The 18,470-nt window shown below is 74.2% G+C and carries 13 protein-coding genes and 2 pseudogenes; 13 read left to right on the plus strand and 2 right to left on the minus strand.

The window, feature by feature from the left end:
• The first annotated feature begins 52 nt into the window (after nucleotides 1–52).
• From E1165_RS08455 to E1165_RS08475, 6 genes and pseudogenes are all read left to right on the plus strand, one after another.
• Complete coding sequence (locus tag E1165_RS08455; RefSeq protein ID WP_132389421.1) at nucleotides 53–439, plus strand: MerR family transcriptional regulator; 387 nt, start codon at nucleotides 53–55, stop codon at nucleotides 437–439.
• The gene (locus E1165_RS08460; protein WP_132389423.1) at nucleotides 436–1,416 is read left to right on the plus strand and encodes an aldo/keto reductase; all 981 of its coding nucleotides are present in this window, start codon (nucleotides 436–438) and stop codon (nucleotides 1,414–1,416) included. Before E1165_RS08455 ends, E1165_RS08460 begins: the two co-directional genes overlap by 4 nt.
• Nucleotides 1,417–1,893: 477 nt before the next feature.
• Nucleotides 1,894–2,217 (plus strand): annotated as a pseudogene (locus E1165_RS29795) (phosphoribosyl-AMP cyclohydrolase); the annotation flags it as partial.
• Nucleotides 2,218–2,385: 168 nt separating this feature from the next.
• Nucleotides 2,386–2,799, plus strand: coding sequence for a phosphoribosyl-AMP cyclohydrolase (gene hisI, locus E1165_RS29800; protein WP_132389471.1), 414 nt, complete (start codon nucleotides 2,386–2,388; stop codon nucleotides 2,797–2,799).
• The gene (locus E1165_RS08470) at nucleotides 2,796–4,349 is read left to right on the plus strand and encodes an anthranilate synthase component I (protein ID WP_132389425.1); all 1,554 of its coding nucleotides are present in this window, start codon (nucleotides 2,796–2,798) and stop codon (nucleotides 4,347–4,349) included. The genes hisI and E1165_RS08470 overlap by 4 nt, the downstream gene beginning before the upstream one ends.
• The gene (locus E1165_RS08475) at nucleotides 4,346–4,939 is read left to right on the plus strand and encodes a Trp biosynthesis-associated membrane protein (protein WP_207916774.1); all 594 of its coding nucleotides are present in this window, start codon (nucleotides 4,346–4,348) and stop codon (nucleotides 4,937–4,939) included. Before E1165_RS08470 ends, E1165_RS08475 begins: the two co-directional genes overlap by 4 nt.
• Here the strand turns inward: E1165_RS08475 and E1165_RS08480 are convergent.
• Nucleotides 4,932–5,201: a hypothetical protein gene (locus E1165_RS08480; protein WP_132389427.1), complete on the minus strand. Its 270-nt coding sequence runs from the start codon at nucleotides 5,199–5,201 to the stop codon at nucleotides 4,932–4,934. The genes E1165_RS08475 and E1165_RS08480 overlap by 8 nt on opposite strands.
• 486 nt (nucleotides 5,202–5,687) lie before the next feature.
• Here E1165_RS08480 and trpC point away from each other — a divergent pair, with 486 nt between their 5' ends.
• From trpC to E1165_RS08505, 5 genes are all read left to right on the plus strand, one after another.
• Nucleotides 5,688–6,491 carry an indole-3-glycerol phosphate synthase TrpC gene (gene trpC, locus E1165_RS08485; RefSeq protein ID WP_207916776.1) on the plus strand — a complete coding sequence of 268 codons (804 nt, stop codon included), beginning with the start codon at nucleotides 5,688–5,690 and terminating at the stop codon, nucleotides 6,489–6,491.
• 35 nt (nucleotides 6,492–6,526) lie between these two features.
• Entirely contained in the window at nucleotides 6,527–7,759 is a 1,233-nt protein-coding gene (gene trpB, locus E1165_RS08490) for a tryptophan synthase subunit beta (protein WP_132389431.1), read from the plus strand.
• Between the two features lie 5 nt (nucleotides 7,760–7,764).
• Entirely contained in the window at nucleotides 7,765–8,568 is an 804-nt protein-coding gene (gene trpA, locus E1165_RS08495; protein ID WP_132389433.1) for a tryptophan synthase subunit alpha, read from the plus strand.
• Between the two features lie 258 nt (nucleotides 8,569–8,826).
• Complete coding sequence (gene lgt / locus E1165_RS08500; RefSeq protein WP_132389435.1) at nucleotides 8,827–10,032, plus strand: prolipoprotein diacylglyceryl transferase; 1,206 nt, start codon at nucleotides 8,827–8,829, stop codon at nucleotides 10,030–10,032.
• Nucleotides 10,033–10,044: 12 nt separating this feature from the next.
• Nucleotides 10,045–11,238, plus strand: a complete 1,194-nt coding sequence (locus E1165_RS08505) for an NAD(P)/FAD-dependent oxidoreductase (protein ID WP_132389437.1) — start codon at nucleotides 10,045–10,047, stop codon at nucleotides 11,236–11,238.
• A gap of 11 nt (nucleotides 11,239–11,249) precedes the next feature.
• On the opposite strand, the gene E1165_RS08510 is transcribed toward E1165_RS08505, so the two are convergent.
• Nucleotides 11,250–12,092 (minus strand): GNAT family N-acetyltransferase, encoded by an 843-nt coding sequence (locus E1165_RS08510; RefSeq protein WP_132389439.1) that lies wholly within the window; start codon nucleotides 12,090–12,092, stop codon nucleotides 11,250–11,252.
• Nucleotides 12,093–12,238: 146 nt separating this feature from the next.
• On the opposite strand from E1165_RS08510, the gene gltB reads away from it, so the two are divergent.
• Together gltB and E1165_RS08520 are read left to right on the plus strand one after the other, a co-directional pair.
• Nucleotides 12,239–16,894, plus strand: a complete 4,656-nt coding sequence (gene gltB, locus E1165_RS08515) for a glutamate synthase large subunit (protein ID WP_132389441.1) — start codon at nucleotides 12,239–12,241, stop codon at nucleotides 16,892–16,894.
• A pseudogene (locus E1165_RS08520) lies at nucleotides 16,887–18,314 on the plus strand (glutamate synthase subunit beta); the annotation flags it as partial. The gene gltB and the pseudogene E1165_RS08520, both read left to right, overlap by 8 nt.
• Nucleotides 18,315–18,470: the final 156 nt, after the last annotated feature.

Genomic DNA, 18,470 nt, shown 5'->3' on the forward strand with positions numbered 1-18,470 from the left:
GTCCGCGCGCAAGGTTGACTTCGAGCGCACTCGAACTGGAAACCTGGCAGGCGTGGACATCGCTACGCGGGAACGAGGCCTGTCCGTCGGCGAGGCGGCGGCCCGGGTCGGCCTGACCACCTACACCCTGCGCTGGTACGAGCAGGAGGGCCTGGTCGCCCCGGTGGGTCGGGACTCCGCCGGCCGACGCCGGTACAGCGACGCGGACCTGGACTGGCTCGTCCTGCTCACCCGGCTGCGTCGGACCGGGATGCCGGTGCGCGACATGCGCCGGTACGCCGAACTGGCCCGGCTGGGGGAGCGGACGCTGGGCGCCCGGCGGGCGCTGTTCGAGGCGCACCGAGTCCGGGTGCTGACCCGGATGGCCGAACTGGAGGAGGACCTGAAGGTGCTGGATTACAAGATCGATATTTATCGCAGGGCCGAGGAGGGGCGATGATCCGCCGACGGATGGGGGCCGGCGGGCCCGAGGTCTCCGCCATCGGGCTGGGCTGCATGGGCATGAGCCACGGCTACGGTGGCCGCGACGACGCCGAGTCGACCCGTACCCTGCACCGCGCCCTCGACCTGGGCGTCGACCACCTCGACACCGCCGACATGTACGGCTTCGGGGCGAACGAACGGCTGCTCTCCCCCGTGGTGCGCGCCCGCCGTGACGAGGTCTTCCTGGCCACCAAGTTCGGCAACCGCGCCGGCGCGGACGGCATGTACGTCGACAGCAGCGCCGCCTGGGCCCGCGAGGCGTGCGACGCCTCGCTGGACCGGCTCGGGGTGGACCGCGTCGACCTGTACTACCTGCACCGGCGCGACCCGGCCACGCCGATCGAGGAGACGGTCGACGCCATGGCCGACCTCGTCCGGGCCGGCAAGGTGCGGCTGCTCGGCCTGTCGGAGGTCAGCCCGGCCACCCTGCGTGCCGCGCACGCCGTGCACCCGATCGCGGCGGTGCAGATGGAGTACTCCCTGTTCACCCGGGACGTCGAGGGGGAGATGCTGGGCACCTGCCGGGAACTGGGGGTGGCCCTGGTGGCGTACTCGCCGGTCGGACGAGGGCTGCTCACCGGCGCGATCACCGGCCGGGACCAACTCGCCGCCGACGACTGGCGAGCCGGTGTCCCGAGGTTCGCCGAGGGCAACATCGAGGCCAACCTCCGGCTCGTGGCGGAGGTCCGCGAGGTGGCCGCGGAGATCGGCTGCACCCCCGCCCAGGCGGCACTGGCCTGGCTGCTGGCCCAGGGCGAGGACGTGCTGCCCATCCCGGGCACCAAGCGGGTGCGCTGGCTGGAGGAGAACGTCGCGGCGGCCGACGTGCGGCTCACCGACGAGCAGCAGGCCCGGTTGCGCGCGGCGGTGCCCGCCGACGCGGTGGCCGGCGAAAGGTACCCGGAGGTAGGAATGCGAACGGTCGGGCACTAGCCTTCGGAGCGGACAGGCTGTCCGTCTTCGGGCATTGCGGGCGGGTACCCCGTGCGGCAGGATGGCGAAGTGGATCACGGGCCGCTGTCAGAAGGCGTTTTCCTCGACGACTGGACGACCAGGCTCCGCGCCACCGCCGAGCGGCCCGTCGTGGGCATCCTGCTCCGTGGCAGCCATGCCCGCCGAGCCGCCACCGCGCACAGCGACGTCGACCTCGACGTGCTCGTCGAGCCCCGCCCCGCCCGGCCCCGGCCTGGCGCGGCGGGCCGCGCGGTGGACCCGCCGTACGCCGCCCGGCAGGCGTACCTCGCCGAGGTGGACGGCCGGCTCGTGCACGTCTCGGTCTCCGCCCGGGACGTCCGCTCCTGGGTCGACCGGCTCGGCGAGCCGGCTGACTGGGCGTTCGGCCTGCCGGTCGCCGCCCCCGCCCGGCTGCTCTGGGCCCAGGACGACTGGCGGTCCCGGATCGACCTGCCGGTGCTCTGCCAGCCGGCCGACCAGCCCCGGCTGGAGGAACTGGTCGCGACCCTCGGCAAGGTGGCCTCCGGCCGGGCCGCCGCGGATCAGCTCGGGGTCCGGCTGGCCGCCGCCGACCTGGCCCGGCTCTGCCCCTCGGTGCTCCGGCTGGCCAACCCGGGCGTCCGGGTGGCCTCCCGCCGCGCCGCCTTCGCCGCCGCCCTCACGCTGCCGGTCGCCCCGCCCGGCTACCGGGACGACATGCTGCTCTGCCTCGGGCTGCGCCCCGGCACCACCGGCCAGCTCGCCGCCGCTGCCGCCCGGCTGGTCGCCGGGGTCGTCCCGCTGGTCCGCCCGTACGCCGACCGGATCGCCGAGGCCGCCGGCGCGGATCTGGCCGCCGCGCTCGCCGACGGCCGGCTGGACCGCTACGTCGCCCAGCTCGGCCGGGCGGCCCGGCGGGGTGGGGACGGCCCGCAGGTGCCGGTACCGCGTGCGGGAGAATGGCTGACTGTGCCCGTACCCGAGTCTCCCGTGACCGGCGGCGCCCCCGCCGGCGCGGCCCGCCCCTCCCGCCTGGACCCGGCCGTCGCCGCCCGGCTGCGCCGCACCCCCGACGGCCTGGTGGCCGCGGTGGTACGCCAGCACGACACCGGCGAGGTGCTGATGGTCGCCTGGATGGACGACGAGGCGCTGCACCGCACGCTGACCACCGGCCGGGCCACCTACTGGTCGCGCAGCCGCCAGGAGTACTGGGTCAAGGGCGCCACGTCCGGCCACCACCAGTACGTCCGCTCGGTCGCCCTGGACTGCGACGGCGACGCGCTGCTGGTCAGCGTCGACCAGGTCGGCGCGGCCTGCCACACCGGCAGCCGCACCTGCTTCTTCACCGAACTGCCGGTCACCGCCGAAGGAGCCTCCTCATGACCGACGGCACACTCCACCCCGACCTGGACGCCTTCGCCGAGTTGGCCACCCGCTGGCGGGTGGTGCCGGTGACCCGGAGGTTGCTGGCCGACGCGGAGACCCCGGTCGGTGTCTACCGCAAGCTCGCCGGCGGGCCCGGGACCTTCCTGCTGGAGTCCGCCGAACAGGGCGTCGGGTCGGCCGGCATGGCCTGGTCCCGGTACTCCTTCATCGGGGTGCGCAGCAGCGCCACCCTGGTCGAGCGGGACGGGGTCGCCGTCTGGACCGGCCACCCGCCGGCCGGCGTGCCGACCTCCGGTGACCCGGTGGCGGTGCTGCGCGAGACGGTCGCGGCGCTCGCCGGCCCGGCCCAGGACCCGGCCGGCGGCCTGCCGCCGCTGACCGGTGGCATGGTCGGCTACCTCGGCTACGACCTCATCCGGCGCTTCGAGCGGCTGCCCGAACTGACCGAGGACGACCTCGGGGTGCCGGAGCTGGGCATGATGCTCGCCACCGACCTGGTGGTGCTGGACCACTACGACGGCTCGGCCATCCTGGTGGCCAACGCGGTGCTGCCCCCGGCGGACGCGCCCGACCGGGACGCCCAGGTCGCGGCGGCGTACCACCACGCGGTGGGGCGGCTGGACGCGATGACCACGGCGCTGTCCCGGCCGATCCCGCCCATGATCTCCACGGTCGACCGTCCGGCGGCGGGGGCGGTGGTCAGCCGGACCCCCGACGGCGGCTACCCGAAGGCGGTCGAGGAGGCCAAGGAGGCGATCCGGGCCGGGGAGTGCTTCCAGATCGTGCTGGCCCAGCGGTTCGAGCGGGCCACCCACGCCGATCCGCTGGACGTCTACCGGGTGCTGCGCACCACCAACCCCAGCCCGTACATGTACCTGCTGCGCTTCGACGGCTTCGACATCGTCGGCTCGTCTCCCGAGGCGCACCTCAAGGTCAACGCCGGGCCGGACGGCGAGCGCCGGGCGTTGCTGCACCCGATCGCCGGCACCCGGCCCCGGGGCGCCACCCCGGACGCCGACGCCCGGCTCGCGGCCGAGCTGCTGGCCGACCCGAAGGAGCGGGCCGAGCACGTGATGCTGGTCGACCTGGGCCGCAACGACCTGGGCCGGGTCTGCCGGCCGGGGACGGTGCAGGTGCCGGAGTTCGCCACCATCGAGCGGTACAGCCACGTCATGCACATCGTCTCCACCGTGGTGGGCACGCTGCGTCAGGACCGCACCGCCTTCGACGCCCTCGCGGCCACCTTCCCCGCCGGTACCCTCTCCGGCGCCCCGAAGGTCCGCGCCATGGAGATCATCGAGGAGCTGGAGCCGGTCCGGCGCGGCCTCTACGGCGGCACCGTCGGCTACTTCGGCTTCGGCGGCGACCTGGACATGGCGATCGCCATCCGCACCGCGCTGATCCGCGACGGGCGGGCGTACGTGCAGGCCGGCGCCGGGGTGGTGGCCGACTCCGATCCGGCCGCGGAGGACCAGGAGACCCGGAACAAGGCCGCCGCCGTGCTCGCCGCCATCGCCGCCGCCGAGACCCTGCGGTCCGCCCGGTGACGGCTCCCGGAGACGCCGCGACACCCATCCCGACCGGCGGCGCGCCGACCGACCGGGGCCGGCGCGAGCTGGCGTACGCGGTGCTGCTCTGCCTGGCCGGCGCGGGCCTGGCGGTCTGGGCGGCGACCCGCACCTGGGCGGTGGAGGTGACCGCACGGGGGGCGCTGCCGCCGGTCCGGCAGGACCGTTCCGGTGCGGAGCTGCTGCCCTGGCTGTCGGCGCTGGCCCTGGTCGTGTTGGCCGGCGGCGGCGCGGTGCTGGCCACCCGGGGCCGGCTCCGGCGTCTGCTCGGCGGGCTGCTGGCCCTGCTCGGCCTGGCCGTGGCGGCCGGCGGCGGGTACGGGGTGACCGCCGGTTTCGCCGGTGAGGTCAGCCGGCAGTGGCCGGCGCTCTGCCTGCTCGGCGGGCTGCTCGCGGCAGCCGGTGGCGGACTGGCCGCTCGGCGGGGCGACCGCTGGCCGGCGATGGGTGCCCGCTACGAGCGCCGGACCCGCTTCGGCCCGACGCCCGACCCGGGGCCCGCCGCCCCGCGGGGCAACCGGGAGGCGTGGGACGCTCTCGACCGGGGCGAGGACCCGACGGTCAGTTGACCGGCTGCCGCAGCTCGCGGCGTTCCCGGGCGGCGGCGCGGGCGGCGGACAGTTCGGCGACGAGCCGGTCGAGTTCGGCGCGCTGGTCGGCGCGGGCCCGGTCGGCGCAGACGGCCTCCCAGGCGTTGCTCCGGGCGGTACGCACCCGGCCGTCACCGACCACGGCGCGTTCGAGGCTGTGCACCACGCCGACGGCGAGGGAGGCGACAGTGCGGGAGATGGTCGTGAAGCCGATGGTGGAGTCCGGTCCCGTAGTGCTCATGGTCACTCCCCACGAGAAGTCCGACGGTCGGCAGGCCCGCTCCCGAGTCTGCCCGAGTCCAGGCTGCCCGGCGCACGTTTCACCGTGGTGACGGGCGGATCAACTGTCCATCGGCGTGGACGTCCCCGGTAGGTCCGTTCGTCCTTGAGCTTGGTCACACCATCGACCGGCGTCGCGGTGCTGCGGCGGACCGGCCCCTCGTGCTGTCATGGTCCATGGGTTTCGGTCGATGGGTCGGCGGGGGGCGCGGAAGCCCGCCAGATGACCCCTGTCGATCGCTGCGGTGGCGCTGCGTGACATCGCGTTCACCGGAAGTCGGTCATCATGCCACAGCCCATTCCGTGAGGAGCGCCATACCCCCGGCACGTGCTGCCAGGTGGCGCCCCCTAGCATCGCCCCATGACACCCGGAGAGGGGAGTCCGTTGGTGACTGCAGACCATGCGCACGCGGAAGGGGACGGGCCCGGTCCGGCAGCGTCCGGAAGCGTGCTCGACGAGATCCTGGCCGGCGTCCGCGAGGACGTCGCGCGGCGACAGGCGCAGGTTCCGCTGGAGCGGATCCGCGAGCTGGCCGCCGCCGCGCCGCCGCCGCTGGACGCGTACGCCGCCCTGCGCAAGCCCGGCGTGGCGGTGATCGCAGAGGTCAAGCGCTCCTCGCCGTCCAAGGGCCGGTTGGCCGAGATCGCCGATCCGGCCGACCTCGCCGGCCAGTACGCCGCCGGCGGCGCCCGGGCGATCAGCGTGCTGACCGAGGGGCGCTGGTTCGGCGGATCGCTCGACGACCTGGCCGCCGTCCGGGCCGCCGTGCAGGTGCCGGTGCTGCGCAAGGACTTCGTCGTCTCCAGCTACCAGGTGCACGAGGCCCGCGCGCACGGCGCCGACCTGGTACTGCTGATCGTCGCGGCACTGGAGCAGAACGCGCTGGTCGGGCTGCTGGAGCGGATCGAGTCGCTCGGCATGTGCGCGCTGGTCGAGGTGCACACCGAGGAGGAGGCCGACCGGGCGCTGGAGGCCGGCGCGCAGGTGATCGGGGTCAACGCCCGCGACCTGCGTACCCTGGAGGTCGACCGGGCCGTCTTCGAGCGGATCGCGCCCGGGCTGCCGAGCAGCGTGGTCAAGATCGCCGAATCGGGTGTGCGCGGCCCGCACGACCTGATCCGGTACGCCTCGGCCGGCGCCGACGCCGTCCTGGTCGGGGAGGGCCTGGTCACCCAGAAGAGCCCGCGGGAGGCAGTCGCCGAGCTGGTCAACGCCGGGAACCACCCGGCCACGCCGCGCCCGGTGCGCTGAGCCGTCCGCAGTTCCCGCAGCGAGAGGACACCGCGATGAGCACCGACACCTCGAGCCCGTCCGGCGGCGTTCCCGACGTCGCCGGGCACTTCGGCCGGTTCGGCGGCCGGTTCGTGCCGGAGGCGCTGGTCGCCGCGCTGGACGAGCTGGACGCGGCGTACCGCAAGGCGATGACCGACGAGGAGTTCCTCGCCGAGTTGGAAGCCCTGCTGCGCGACTACGCCGGTACCCCGTCGCTGCTCTACCCCGCGCGGCGGTTCTCGGCCGAGGCCGGCGCCCGGATCCTGCTCAAGCGGGAGGACCTCAACCACACCGGCGCGCACAAGGTGCGCAACGTGCTGGGCCAGGCGCTGCTGACCAAGCGGATGGGCAAGAGGCGTGTCATCGCCGAGACCGGCGCCGGACAGCACGGCGTGGCCACCGCCACCGCCGCCGCCCTGTTCGACCTCGAGTGCGTCGTCTACATGGGCGAGGTCGACACCCGGCGGCAGGCGCTCAACGTGGCCCGGATGCGGATGCTGGGCGCCACCGTGATCCCGGTGACCGCCGGCTCGCGGACCCTCAAGGACGCGATGAACGAGGCGATGCGGGACTGGGTCGCCAACGTGGACGACACCCACTACCTGATCGGCACGGCCGCCGGTCCGCACCCGTTCCCCGAGCTGGTCCGCGACTTCGTCCGGGGCATCGGCGTCGAGGCCCGCCAGCAGTGCCTCGACCTGACCGGCGCGCTGCCGGACGCGGTCGCCGCCTGCGTCGGCGGCGGCTCCAACGCGCTGGGCATCTTCCACGCCTTCGTCGGCGACACCGGAGTGCGGCTGTACGGCTTCGAGGCCGGCGGCGAGGGCGTGGAGACCGGCCGGCACGCGGCCAGCATCACCGGTGGCAGCTCCGGTGTGCTGCACGGCACCCGCACGTACGTGCTCCAGAACGAAGACGGCCAGACGATCGAGTCGCACTCCATCTCCGCCGGCCTGGACTACCCGGGTGTCGGCCCGGAGCACGCCTGGCTGCACGACACCGGCCGGGCCAGCTACCAGCCGGTGACCGACGCCGAGGCGATGGCCGCGTTCGAGCTGCTCTGCCGTACCGAGGGGATCATCCCGGCGATCGAGAGCTCGCACGCGCTCGCCGGTGCCCTGAAGGTCGCTCCGGGGCTCGCCGCCGAGCTGGGCCGGGAGCCGGTCATCGTGGTCAACCTCTCCGGGCGGGGCGACAAGGACGTGCACACCGCCGGCGAGTACTTCGGCATCCTCGACAAGGAGTGACGATCGTGAGCCGGATCGGGGTGGCCTTCGACAAGGCCCGCGCCGACGGACGGGCACTGCTGGTCGGCTGCATGCCGGCCGGTTTCCCGACCGTCGAGGGCAGCATCGCCGCGATGACCGCCATGGTGGAGTCGGGCGTGGACGTCATCGAGGTGGAGATCCCGTACTCCGACCCGGTGATGGACGGTCCGGTGATCCAGAAGGCCAGCGACATCGCCCTGGCCGGCGGGGTCCGCACCGCCGACACGCTGCGCATCGTCGAGGCGATCGCGGCCACCGGCGCACCGGTGGTCACCATGACCTACTGGAACCCGATCGAGCAGTACGGCGTCGACGCCTTCGCCCGTGACCTGGCCGCCGCCGGTGGCACCGGTCTGATCACCCCGGACCTGATCCCCGACGAGGCCGGCGAGTGGCTGGCCGCCTCGGACGCGTACGGCCTGGACCGCACCTTCCTGGTCTCGCCGTCGTCGACCGACGGCCGGCTGAAGATGACCGTCGAGCACTGCCGGGGGTTCGTCTACGCCACCGCGCTCATGGGGGTGACCGGGGCGCGGGCGCAGACGTCGCAGGCCGCGCCGGTGCTGGTCTCCCGGGTTCGCGAGGTCACCGACCTGCCGGTCGGCGTCGGCCTCGGCGTGGGCACCGGCGCGCAGGCCGCCACGGTCGCCGGGTACGCCGACGGTGTGATCGTGGGCAGCGCCCTGGTCCGCTGCGTGCTCGACGGCCCCGACCTCCCCGCCGGGCTGACCGCCCTGCGCACGCTCAGCGCCGAGCTCGCCGAGGGCGTGCGCAACCCGGCCCGCTGACCCACCACGCCCCGCGTCCCGGCGCGCGACGACCACCGCTTCCGGCCCGGTGATCGACTCCGTCTGCGCCGGTTGTGGCTGCGGCGCGGTGGACACCGCGAGGTGGCGCGGCCGGAGTTGATCATGGACCGGGCCGCCGCGGTGCGGCGCGGGTGGAGTGACCCTTGGGCGGGGCGTCCGGCGGCGGACCGGTCGGGGCGCGGAACCGTACGGACCGGGGTGCCGCGGAGGCGGTCCGCAACGGTAGCCTGTGCACCCGTGACCCTCGCCTCGACGATCCCGCAGGCAGCCCTGCCGAGCCCGACCACCGCCGTGTGGCAGCTCGGGCCGGTGCCGATCCGGGCGTACGCGCTCTGCATCATCCTCGGCATCGTGGTGGCCTGCTGGGTCACCGAGCGCCGGCTGCGCCAGCGCGGGGTGGCCCCCGGCGCGGTGCTCGACATCGCGGTCTGGGCTGTCCCGTTCGGCATCGTCGGGGCCCGCATCTACCACGTGATCACCTCGCCGGAGAAGTACTTCGGCGCCGGCGGCGAGCCGCTGAAGGCGTTTGCCGTCTGGGAGGGCGGCCTCGGCATCTGGGGCGCGGTCGCCGGTGGCGCGGTCGGCGCCTGGATCGCCGCCCGGCAGCTCGGCCTGCCGTTGACCGTGGTGGCCGACGCGCTCGCCCCCGGGTTGCCGTTGGCCCAGGCCGTCGGCCGGTTCGGCAACTGGTTCAACAACGAGCTCTACGGTGGCCGGACCACCCTGCCGTGGGGCCTGGAGGTCCACAAGATGGACCCGGCCAACGCCGGGCACGCGCTGCGCGACGAGACCGGCCAGCCGATCCTGCTGCCCGGCCTCTACCACCCGACCTTCCTCTACGAGGCGATCTGGAACGTCGGCGTCGCCGCCCTGGTGATCGTTCTGGACCGCAGGTTCAAGCTGGGCAAGGGCCGCGCGTTCGCGCTGTACGTGATGGGCTACACCGCAGGCCGGTTCTGGATCGAGATCATGCGCACCGACGAGGCGACCCGCGTCCTCGGCGCCCGGATCAACGTGTGGACCGCCGCCCTGGTCTTCGTCGGCGCGCTGGTCTACTTCCTGCGGGTCCGCGGCTCCCGCGAGTACCTCGTCCCGGTGGGTGTCACCACCCCGGTTCCGCCGTCCGGCGGGGACGTCTCCCAGGTCGACCTCTCCCGTACCGGGAACGGCCCTCGGGCGGTCGCGCCCGAGGGGTACCGGATGGTGAGCGAAGAGCAGTTCCGGGCGTACCAGGAGACCGGTGAGGTCCCCGACGAGCCTGCCGCCGCGCCACCCACGGCGACCGGCGAGCACGCCGTGGCACCCGGTACGCCGGCCGCCGACGCCCCCGAGGGGACGCCACCCGCCGACGTCGACGGCGAGCCGACGCGGGCCGTCGCCGCCACCGAGCGGGACGACCGGGCGGGTGCCGCCGGCGCCCGACCCGCCGACCGGGACCACTGAGCGGGGCCGGGGATGCGGACAGCGGTGGTGGTCGGCGCCGGGCTGGGCGGGTTGGCGGCGGCCGGCGCGCTGGCCCGCTCCGGCTGGCAGGTCACCCTGTTGGAACGGTCCGACCGGGTCCGACCCGAACCCACCGCCGTGGTGCTCTGGCCCAACGGGGTCCGCGCGCTGCACGCGCTCGGCCTCGGCGCGGGCCTGGACGCGATCGCCACCGCGCTGCCCGACTGCGGGGTACGCCGCCCGGACGGGCACTGGCTGGTGCAGCCGCGTCCCACACCGGCGGACCGGATGCCGGTGGTGGTGCACCGGGAGGACCTGCACGACGCCCTCATCGCCGGTCTCGGCGACCGGGCGGAGCTGCGTACCGGAGTGGCCGTGGACACCGTCCAGGTCCGACCGGGGCAGCGGCCGGCGGTCGGCGTCGGTGGCCAGCTCGTCGAGGCCGACCTGGTGGTCGCCGCGGACGGCGTCGACAGCGCGGTACGCCGCCGGTTCGCCCCCGAGGCCGCCGTCGTCAGCTCCGGCTCGGCCTCCTGGCGGGCGGTGATCCCCTGGTACCGGGCACCGAGGTTGGCCGCCGACCAGCCGCCCGGCGGGGAGGTGCTCGGTGCCGGCTACCGGTTCGTGGCCGCCTCGCTGGGGGAGCGCGGCTCGTCCGGGGCCTCCCGCCGGGGTGGGGTCTACTGGGTGGCCACCGCCGCCGGCGCGCCCCGCCCGGAGCCGCCCGAAACCCAGCTCGCCCTGCTGCGGCGCTGGTACGCCGGCTGGCCCGCCCCCGTCGGCGCGCTGCTCGAGGCCACCGAGCCGGACGACCTGGTCCAGCAGGAGGTCCGCGAGCTGCGTCCGCTGCCCCGGGCGTACGGCTTTCCGGCCGGCCCCGGTGGGGTGGTGCTGCTCGGCGACGCCGCGCACGCCATGCCGCCGCACCTGGGGCAGGGCGCCTGCCTGGCCTTCGAGGACGCCGCGACCCTGGCGTCGCTGCTGCGCGAGTCGACGCTGCCCGACGCCGTGCAGGCGTACGACCGGTTGCGTCGTCCCCGTGCGGCGACCGTGGTCCGGCAGACCCGCCGCATGTCGGCGGTCCTGCAGGCCCGGGGCCGGCTGGCGCTGCGCGCCCGCGACGCCGCGCTGGGCACGATCAGCCCCCGCCTGCTCTCCAGCGCCGCTTCGGCCGCCGCCCAGTGGCGCCCCCCGTCGCCCTCCTGACCCCCGTCGGGTCAGACCAGGGCGGTGGGTTCGGCGATGCAGGCGGTGCCGACGCGGCGAAAGCCGACCCGCAGGTAGACCCGGGCGATCTCCTCGCCGCCGGCGGAGAGGAAGACCAGGTCGGTGCCGGCGGCGAGCAGCTCGCGGGCGAGTACGGCGGTGACCGCCGCGCCCAGCCCCCGGCGGCGGGCGGCCGGCAGGGTCGCCACCCCGGCGATCTCGGCCACGTCGCCGACCCGCATCGCCATCCCGCTGGCGAGGGCTCCCTGTTCGGGTGTTCCGGCCAGCGCCGACAGCCGCCGGCCGTCGGCGATCCGGGCGCGTTCCTCGTCGAGCGCGCGCGTGTCGAGCCCGGCCATGGCAGCGTCCCGCGCGGCCGGTCCGGCCTCGCCCCGGGCGGTGCCGGCGGCGGTGAAACCGACCGTGGCCACCGCTCGCCGGGCGGCCACGTCGACGGCGAAGCCGGGCGCGTCGGGGTCCAGCAGCCACACCGGTACGTCGGTGAGCGTGCCCGGATCGGGCAGGGCGGCCGGGTCGAGCACCATCAGTGGCGCCTCCAGGACGTTCAGCCCGGCCGCGCGGGCGACGGCCAGCAGGTCCGGGGTGGTCTCGTGCACCCACTCGAAGGCCTCGGGCAGGCCCAGCTCGCGCTGCCGTTCCCGGACGGCGGCCACGTCGGCCAGCGACGGTGGCGCGGTGGCGTCGAGCCGGGGGCGGGCGTAGAACGGCCAGCCCGCTCCTTCCCGGACGAAGAGCACCAGGCCGCCGTGCTGCTCGCCACGGGCGGCGTCTCTGGGCACGGCGTCGTAGAAGCGTTCCAACCGGACGAACAGGTCGCGCTGGGTAGGATCCACCGCGCGAGACTACACGTCCCAAACTATGGAAGGTGTGATCAATCCGCACTGGCCTTGCGGGGGCCGCCCTAACGTAGACTCAATAGACCGCTGAGGGCCGACGTCGTCCCGACCATGATCCAACCTGAGTGACGACAGGAGGCCCGGTGGCCTTTCCGTACCCTCACAGCCCGCAGTCGGCCCCGCCCCCGGCCGGTCTCTACGACCCGGCCAACGAGCACGACGCGTGCGGCGTGGCCTTCGTCGCGGATCTGCACGGCCGCCGCTCCCACGCGGTGGTGGCCGGCGGACTCGGCGCGCTCTGTCGCCTGGACCACCGGGGCGCGCGGGGCGCGGAGCACAACACGGGTGACGGCGCGGGGATCATGATCCAGGTTCCGGACGCCTTCCTGCGCGCGGTGGTGGAGTTCCCGCTCCCGCCGGCCGGGCAGTACGCCACCGGGCTGGTCTTCCTGCCCGACGACGACGCCGCCGAGGCGCGCGCCCGGCAGGTGGTCGAGAAGTACGCCCTGGTCGAGGGGGCCGAGGTGCTCGGCTGGCGGGAGGTGCCCACCGACCCCACCGACCTGGGTGAGACCGCCCTTCAGGCGATGCCCCGGATCCGGCAGCTCTTCCTCGCCGCGCACCGGCTCACCGACACCCCGGTGGGCCCGGCCGGCACCCCGCTGACCGGGATCGACCTGGACCGGGTGGCCTTCTGCGTACGCAAGCAGGCCGAGCGGGAGACCGCCGAGCGGGGCGTGCCGGCGTACTTCCCGTCGCTGTCGTCGCGGACCATGACCTGGAAGGGCATGCTCACCCCCGACCAGCTTCCGGCGTACTTCCCGGAGTTGACCGACGAGCGCATGGACAGCGCCATCGCGCTGGTGCACTCCCGGTTCTCCACCAACACCTTCCCGTCCTGGCCGCTGGCCCACCCGTACCGGTTCATCGCCCACAACGGTGAGATCAACACCATCCGCGGCAACCGCAACTGGATGCAGGCCCGCGAGGCGCTGCTGCGCAGCCCGCACATCCCCGGCAACATCCGGCGGGTCTTCCCGGTCTGCACCCCGGGCGCCTCCGACTCGGCGAACTTCGACGAGGTTCTGGAGCTGCTGCACCTGGCCGGGCGGAGCCTGCCCCACGCGGTGCTGATGATGATCCCCGAGGCGTGGGAGAACGACCCGGGCATGCGCGCGGACAAGCGGGCCTTCTACCGCTTCCACGCCAGCCTGATGGAGCCGTGGGACGGCCCCGCCTCGGTCGCCTTCACCGACGGTGAGGTCGTCGGCGCGGTGCTGGACCGCAACGGGTTGCGCCCGGGCCGCTGGTGGCGCACCGCCGACGGCCTGGTCGTGCTGGGTAGCGAGGCGGGCGTGCTGGACCTCGACCCGGCCACCGTGGTCGCCAAGGGCCGCCTCCAGCCGGGCAAGATGTTCCTGGTCGACACGGTCAACGGGCGGATCGTCTCCGACGACGAGATCAAGACCGAGCTCGCCGCCGCCGAGCCGTACGCCGACTGGCTGCACGCCGGCCTGATCGAGCTGGGCGACCTGCCGCCGCGTGAGCACGTCGTCTACACCCACGACTCGGTACGCCGCCGCCAGCAGACCTTCGGTTACACCGAGGAGGAGCTGAAGATCCTGCTCGCGCCGATGGCGCGCAGCGGAGCCGAGCCGATCGGTTCGATGGGCACGGACACCCCGATCGCCCCCCTGTCGACCCGGCCGCGACTGCTCTACGACTACTTCCACCAGCTCTTCGCCCAGGTCACCAACCCGCCGCTGGACGCCATCCGGGAGGAGCTGGTGACCAGCCTGGCCTCGACCATCGGCCCGGAGGGCAACCTGCTCGACCCCGGCCCGGCGAGCTGCCGGCAGATCGTGCTGCCGTACCCGGTGATCGACAACGACGAGCTGGCCAAGATCCTCGACATCGACGAGGACGGCGACCTGCCCGGTTTCAAGGCCGTGCGGGTCTCCGGGTTGTACCGGATCCGTGACGGCGGCGCCGGCATCAAGGCCCGGCTGACCGAGATCTGCCGGCACGTCTCCGAGGCGATCGAGGACGGCGTGCGGATCCTGGTCCTGTCCGACCGGGACTCCAACGCCGACCTCGCGCCGATCCCGTCGCTGCTGCTCACCGCCGCCGTGCACCAGCACCTCGTGCGGGAGCAGACGCGTACCCAGGTGGCGCTGATCGTCGAGACCGGCGACTGCCGGGAGGTGCACCACGCGGCCGTGCTCATCGGGTACGGCGCGGCGGCGGTCAACCCGTACCTCGCCTTCGAGTCGGTGGAGGACATGATCTCCACCGGAGCCCTGGTCGGCGTGGAGCCGGTGAAGGCGATCCGCAACTACGTCAAGGCGCTCGGCAAGGGCGTCCTGAAGATCATGTCCAAGATGGGTATCTCGACGGTGTCGTCGTACTGCGGCGCGCAGGTCTTCGAGGCGGTCGGCCTGGACACCCGCCTGGTCGAGCGGTACTTCCGGGGCACCCCGAGCACCATCGGCGGCATCGGGCTGCACGAGATCCACGCCGAGGTGGCCGCCCGGCACTCCCTGGCCTGGCCGGCGCCGGGCGCGATGACGTCCGACCGGCTGGAGGTCGGTGGCGAGTACCAGTGGCGCCGCGAGGGTGAGCTGCACCTGTTCAACCCGGAGACGGTCTTCCTGCTCCAGCACGCCACCCGCAGCCGCCAGTACGACGTCTTCCGGCAGTACACCGCCAAGGTCGACGAGTTGGCCGCGAAGGCCGGCTCGCTGCGCGGCCTGTTCACCCTGCGCACCGGGGTCCGTCCGGCGGTGCCGATCGAGGAGGTCGAGCCGGCCGGCGAGATCGTCAAGCGGTTCGCGACCGGCGCCATGTCGTACGGCTCGATCTCGGCCGAGGCGCACGAGACCCTCGCCATCGCGATGAACCGCCTCGGCGGCAAGTCCAACACCGGCGAGGGCGGCGAGGACGTCGAGCGCCTCTACGACCCGGTCCGCCGCTCCTCGGTCAAGCAGATCGCCAGCGGCCGGTTCGGCGTGACCAGCGAGTACCTCGTCAACGCCGACGACCTCCAGATCAAGATGGCCCAGGGTGCCAAGCCCGGTGAGGGCGGCCAGCTGCCCGGCAACAAGGTCTGGCCGTGGATCGCCCGGACCCGGCACGCCACCCCGGGCGTCGGCCTGATCTCCCCGCCGCCGCACCACGACATCTACTCCATCGAGGACCTCGCCCAGCTCGTGCACGACCTCAAGTGCGTGAACCCGGCCGCCCGGGTGCACGTGAAGCTGGTCAGCGAGACCGGGGTGGGCACCGTCGCGGCGGGCGTGGCCAAGCTCAAGGCGGACGTCATCCTCATCTCGGGCCACGACGGCGGCACCGGCGCGTCGCCGCTGAACTCGCTCAAGCATGCCGGCACCCCCTGGGAGCTGGGCCTGGCCGAGGCGCAGCAGACGTTGCTGCTGAACAAGCTGCGTGACCGGGTCACCGTGCAGGTCGACGGCCAGCTCAAGACCGGCCGGGACGTGCTCGTCGCGGCGCTGCTCGGCGCCGAGGAGTTCGGGTTCGCCACCGCCCCGCTGATCGTCGAGGGTTGCGTGATGATGCGGGTCTGCCACCTGGACACCTGCCCGGTCGGCATCGCCACCCAGAACCCGGTGCTGCGCGAGCGCTTCACCGGCAAGCCGGAGTTCGTGGAGAACTTCTTCCTCTTCCTCGCCGAGGAGGTCCGCGGCTATCTGGCCGAGCTGGGCTTCCGCAGCATCGAGGAGGCGATCGGGCACACCGAGCTGCTCGACGTCGCCCCGGCGGTCGACCACTGGAAGGCCCACGGGCTGGACCTGTCGCGCGTACTGCATCTGCCGGAGCTGCCGGCGGGCGCCGCGCGGCGCGGCGTGCGCCCCCAGGACCACGGCCTGGAACTGGCGCTGGACAACGAGCTGATCGCGTTGGCGCAGCCCGCGCTGCGCGACGGCACTCCGGTCCGGGTCGAGGTGGCGGTGCGCAACGAGCACCGCAGCGTCGGCGCGATGCTCGGTGGCGAGGTCACCCGCCGGTTCGGCGGCGCCGGCCTGGCCGACGACACCATCGAGTTCGTGCTGCGCGGCACCGCCGGGCAGTCCTTCGGCGCGTTCCTGCCGCGCGGCGTGACGCTGCGGCTGCACGGTGACGCCAACGACTACGTCGGCAAGGGTCTCTCCGGCGGGCGGATCGTCGTCCGCCCGGACGCCGCCGCGCCGTTCGTCTATTCCGAGGCCCCGGCCGGGCAGCGGGCCGAGGACCAGATCGTCGCCGGCAACACCATCCTGTACGGGGCCACCGCGGGCGAGTTGTTCCTGCGGGGCCGGGTGGGGGAGCGGTTCGCCGTGCGCAACTCCGGCGCGGTGGCGGTCGTCGAGGGAGTCGGTGACCACGGCTGCGAGTACATGACCGGCGGCACCGTGGTGGTGCTCGGTGAGACCGGGCGCAACTTCGCCGCCGGCATGTCGGGCGGCACCGCGTACGTGTGGCGGCTGGACACCGGGCGGGTCAACGCCGAGCTGGTCGATCTGACGTCGCTGCGTGACGAGGAGCGCGAGCTGCTGCACGACCTGGTGCAGCGGCACGTGGCGGAGACCGACTCGGCCGTCGGGGCGGAGCTGCTCAAGCGCTGGCCGGAGGCGGCCGAGGAGTTCACCGCGGTGGTGCCCCGGGACTACCGCCGGGTGGTGGAGATCATGAAGGCCGCCGAAGCCGCCGGCCGTGACGTCGACGACGCGGTCATGTCTGCGCTGGCCGCGCCGGTGCTGCCCGCTGCGCGGGTGGCGGTCCAGGAGGTGGCTCGTGCCTGACCCGAACGGTTTCCTGCGCTACGACCGGCGGTTGCCGGCCCGACGCCCGGTGCCGGTGCGGATCATGGACTGGCGGGAGGTGTACCCGCCCGCAGGCGAGGAGCTGATCCGCGAGCAGGCCACCCGCTGCATGGACTGCGGCATCCCGTTCTGCCACGACGGCTGCCCGCTGGGCAACCGCATCCCGGACTGGAACGACCTGGTCCGGACCGGCAACTGGGACGCGGCGGTGGAGTCGCTGCACGCCACCAACAACTTCCCGGAGTTCACCGGCCGGCTCTGCCCGGCGCCCTGCGAGGCGGCGTGCGTGCTCGGCCTCGGCGGTCAACAGCCGGTCACCATCAAGCAGGTCGAGGTGGAGATCGCCGACGCGGCGGCGGCCCGGGGCGGGCTGCGGCCCCAGCCGGTGCCGCCACCGACCGGCCGGTCGGTCGCCGTGGTCGGCTCCGGCCCCGCCGGGCTCGCCGCCGCGCAGCAGCTCGCCCGCGCCGGTCACGCCGTGACCGTGTACGAGCGCGACGACGCGATCGGTGGCCTGCTCCGGTACGGCATCCCGGACTTCAAGCTGGAGAAGCGGCACATCGACGCCCGGCTGGCCCAGTTGGCCGCCGAGGGCGTGTCGTTCCGCACCGGGGTGAACGTCGGCGTCGACGTGACCGCCGAGCAGTTGCGCGCCGAGCACGACGCGGTGCTGTTGGCCTGCGGCGCGTTGCAGGGCCGGGACACCCCGGAGACGCCGGGGCGGGCGCTGCGCGGCGTACACCAGGCGATGGCGCACCTGGTGGCCTCGAACCGGGTGGTCGCCTCGGCCGGTGAGGGTAGGCCGGCCCTGGCGCTGCTGCCCGACGGCACACCGATCGACGCGGCCGGCAAGCATGTGGTGATCATCGGTGGTGGTGACACCGCGGCGGACTGCCTGGGCGTTGCCCACCGGCAGGGCGCGGCCGGGGTGCACCAGCTCGACCTGTACCCCGAGCCGCCGCACAGCCGCGACGCCGACCGCGATCCGTGGCCGACCTGGCCGTGGGTGTTGCGCAACTACCCGGCGCACGAGGAGGGCGGCGAGCGGGTCTTCGCCGTGGCGGTGCAGGAGTTCGTCGACGACGGCACCGGCCAGGTGAAGGGGGTGCGGATCGCCGAGGTCACCGTGGAGAAGCGGGACGGCCGGCGGATCGTCACCCCGCTGCCCGGCTCGGAGCGGGAACTCCCCGCCGACCTGGTGCTGCTGGCGATCGGCTTCGAGGGCACCGAGGAACAGCCGTTGCTGGCACAGTTCGGGGTGGCCCGCAACGCGCGCGGCGCGGTGGACGCGCGGCCGGACTGGCAGACCGACGCCGACGGGGTCTTCGTCGCCGGCGACATGCACCGGGGCGCCTCACTGATCGTCTGGGCGATCGCCGAGGGCCGGGCCGCCGCGTCTCCCGCTGCCGGCGGGCGGCGTTGCCCACGGGACCGCCCCGTCGAACAGGTCGGCTCCGAGCCACTTCCGTACCCAAGTGCCTCAGCCCGTGGCGAGGGTGTCCAACCCTGCCGGCGTCGCCACCCGGAGCCCGGGCGGACAACCAACCGTCGGTGG

The sequence above is a fragment of the Micromonospora sp. KC723 genome, from assembly GCF_004348595.1.
In the GTDB taxonomy this organism is placed as follows: Bacteria; Actinomycetota; Actinomycetes; order Mycobacteriales; family Micromonosporaceae; genus Micromonospora.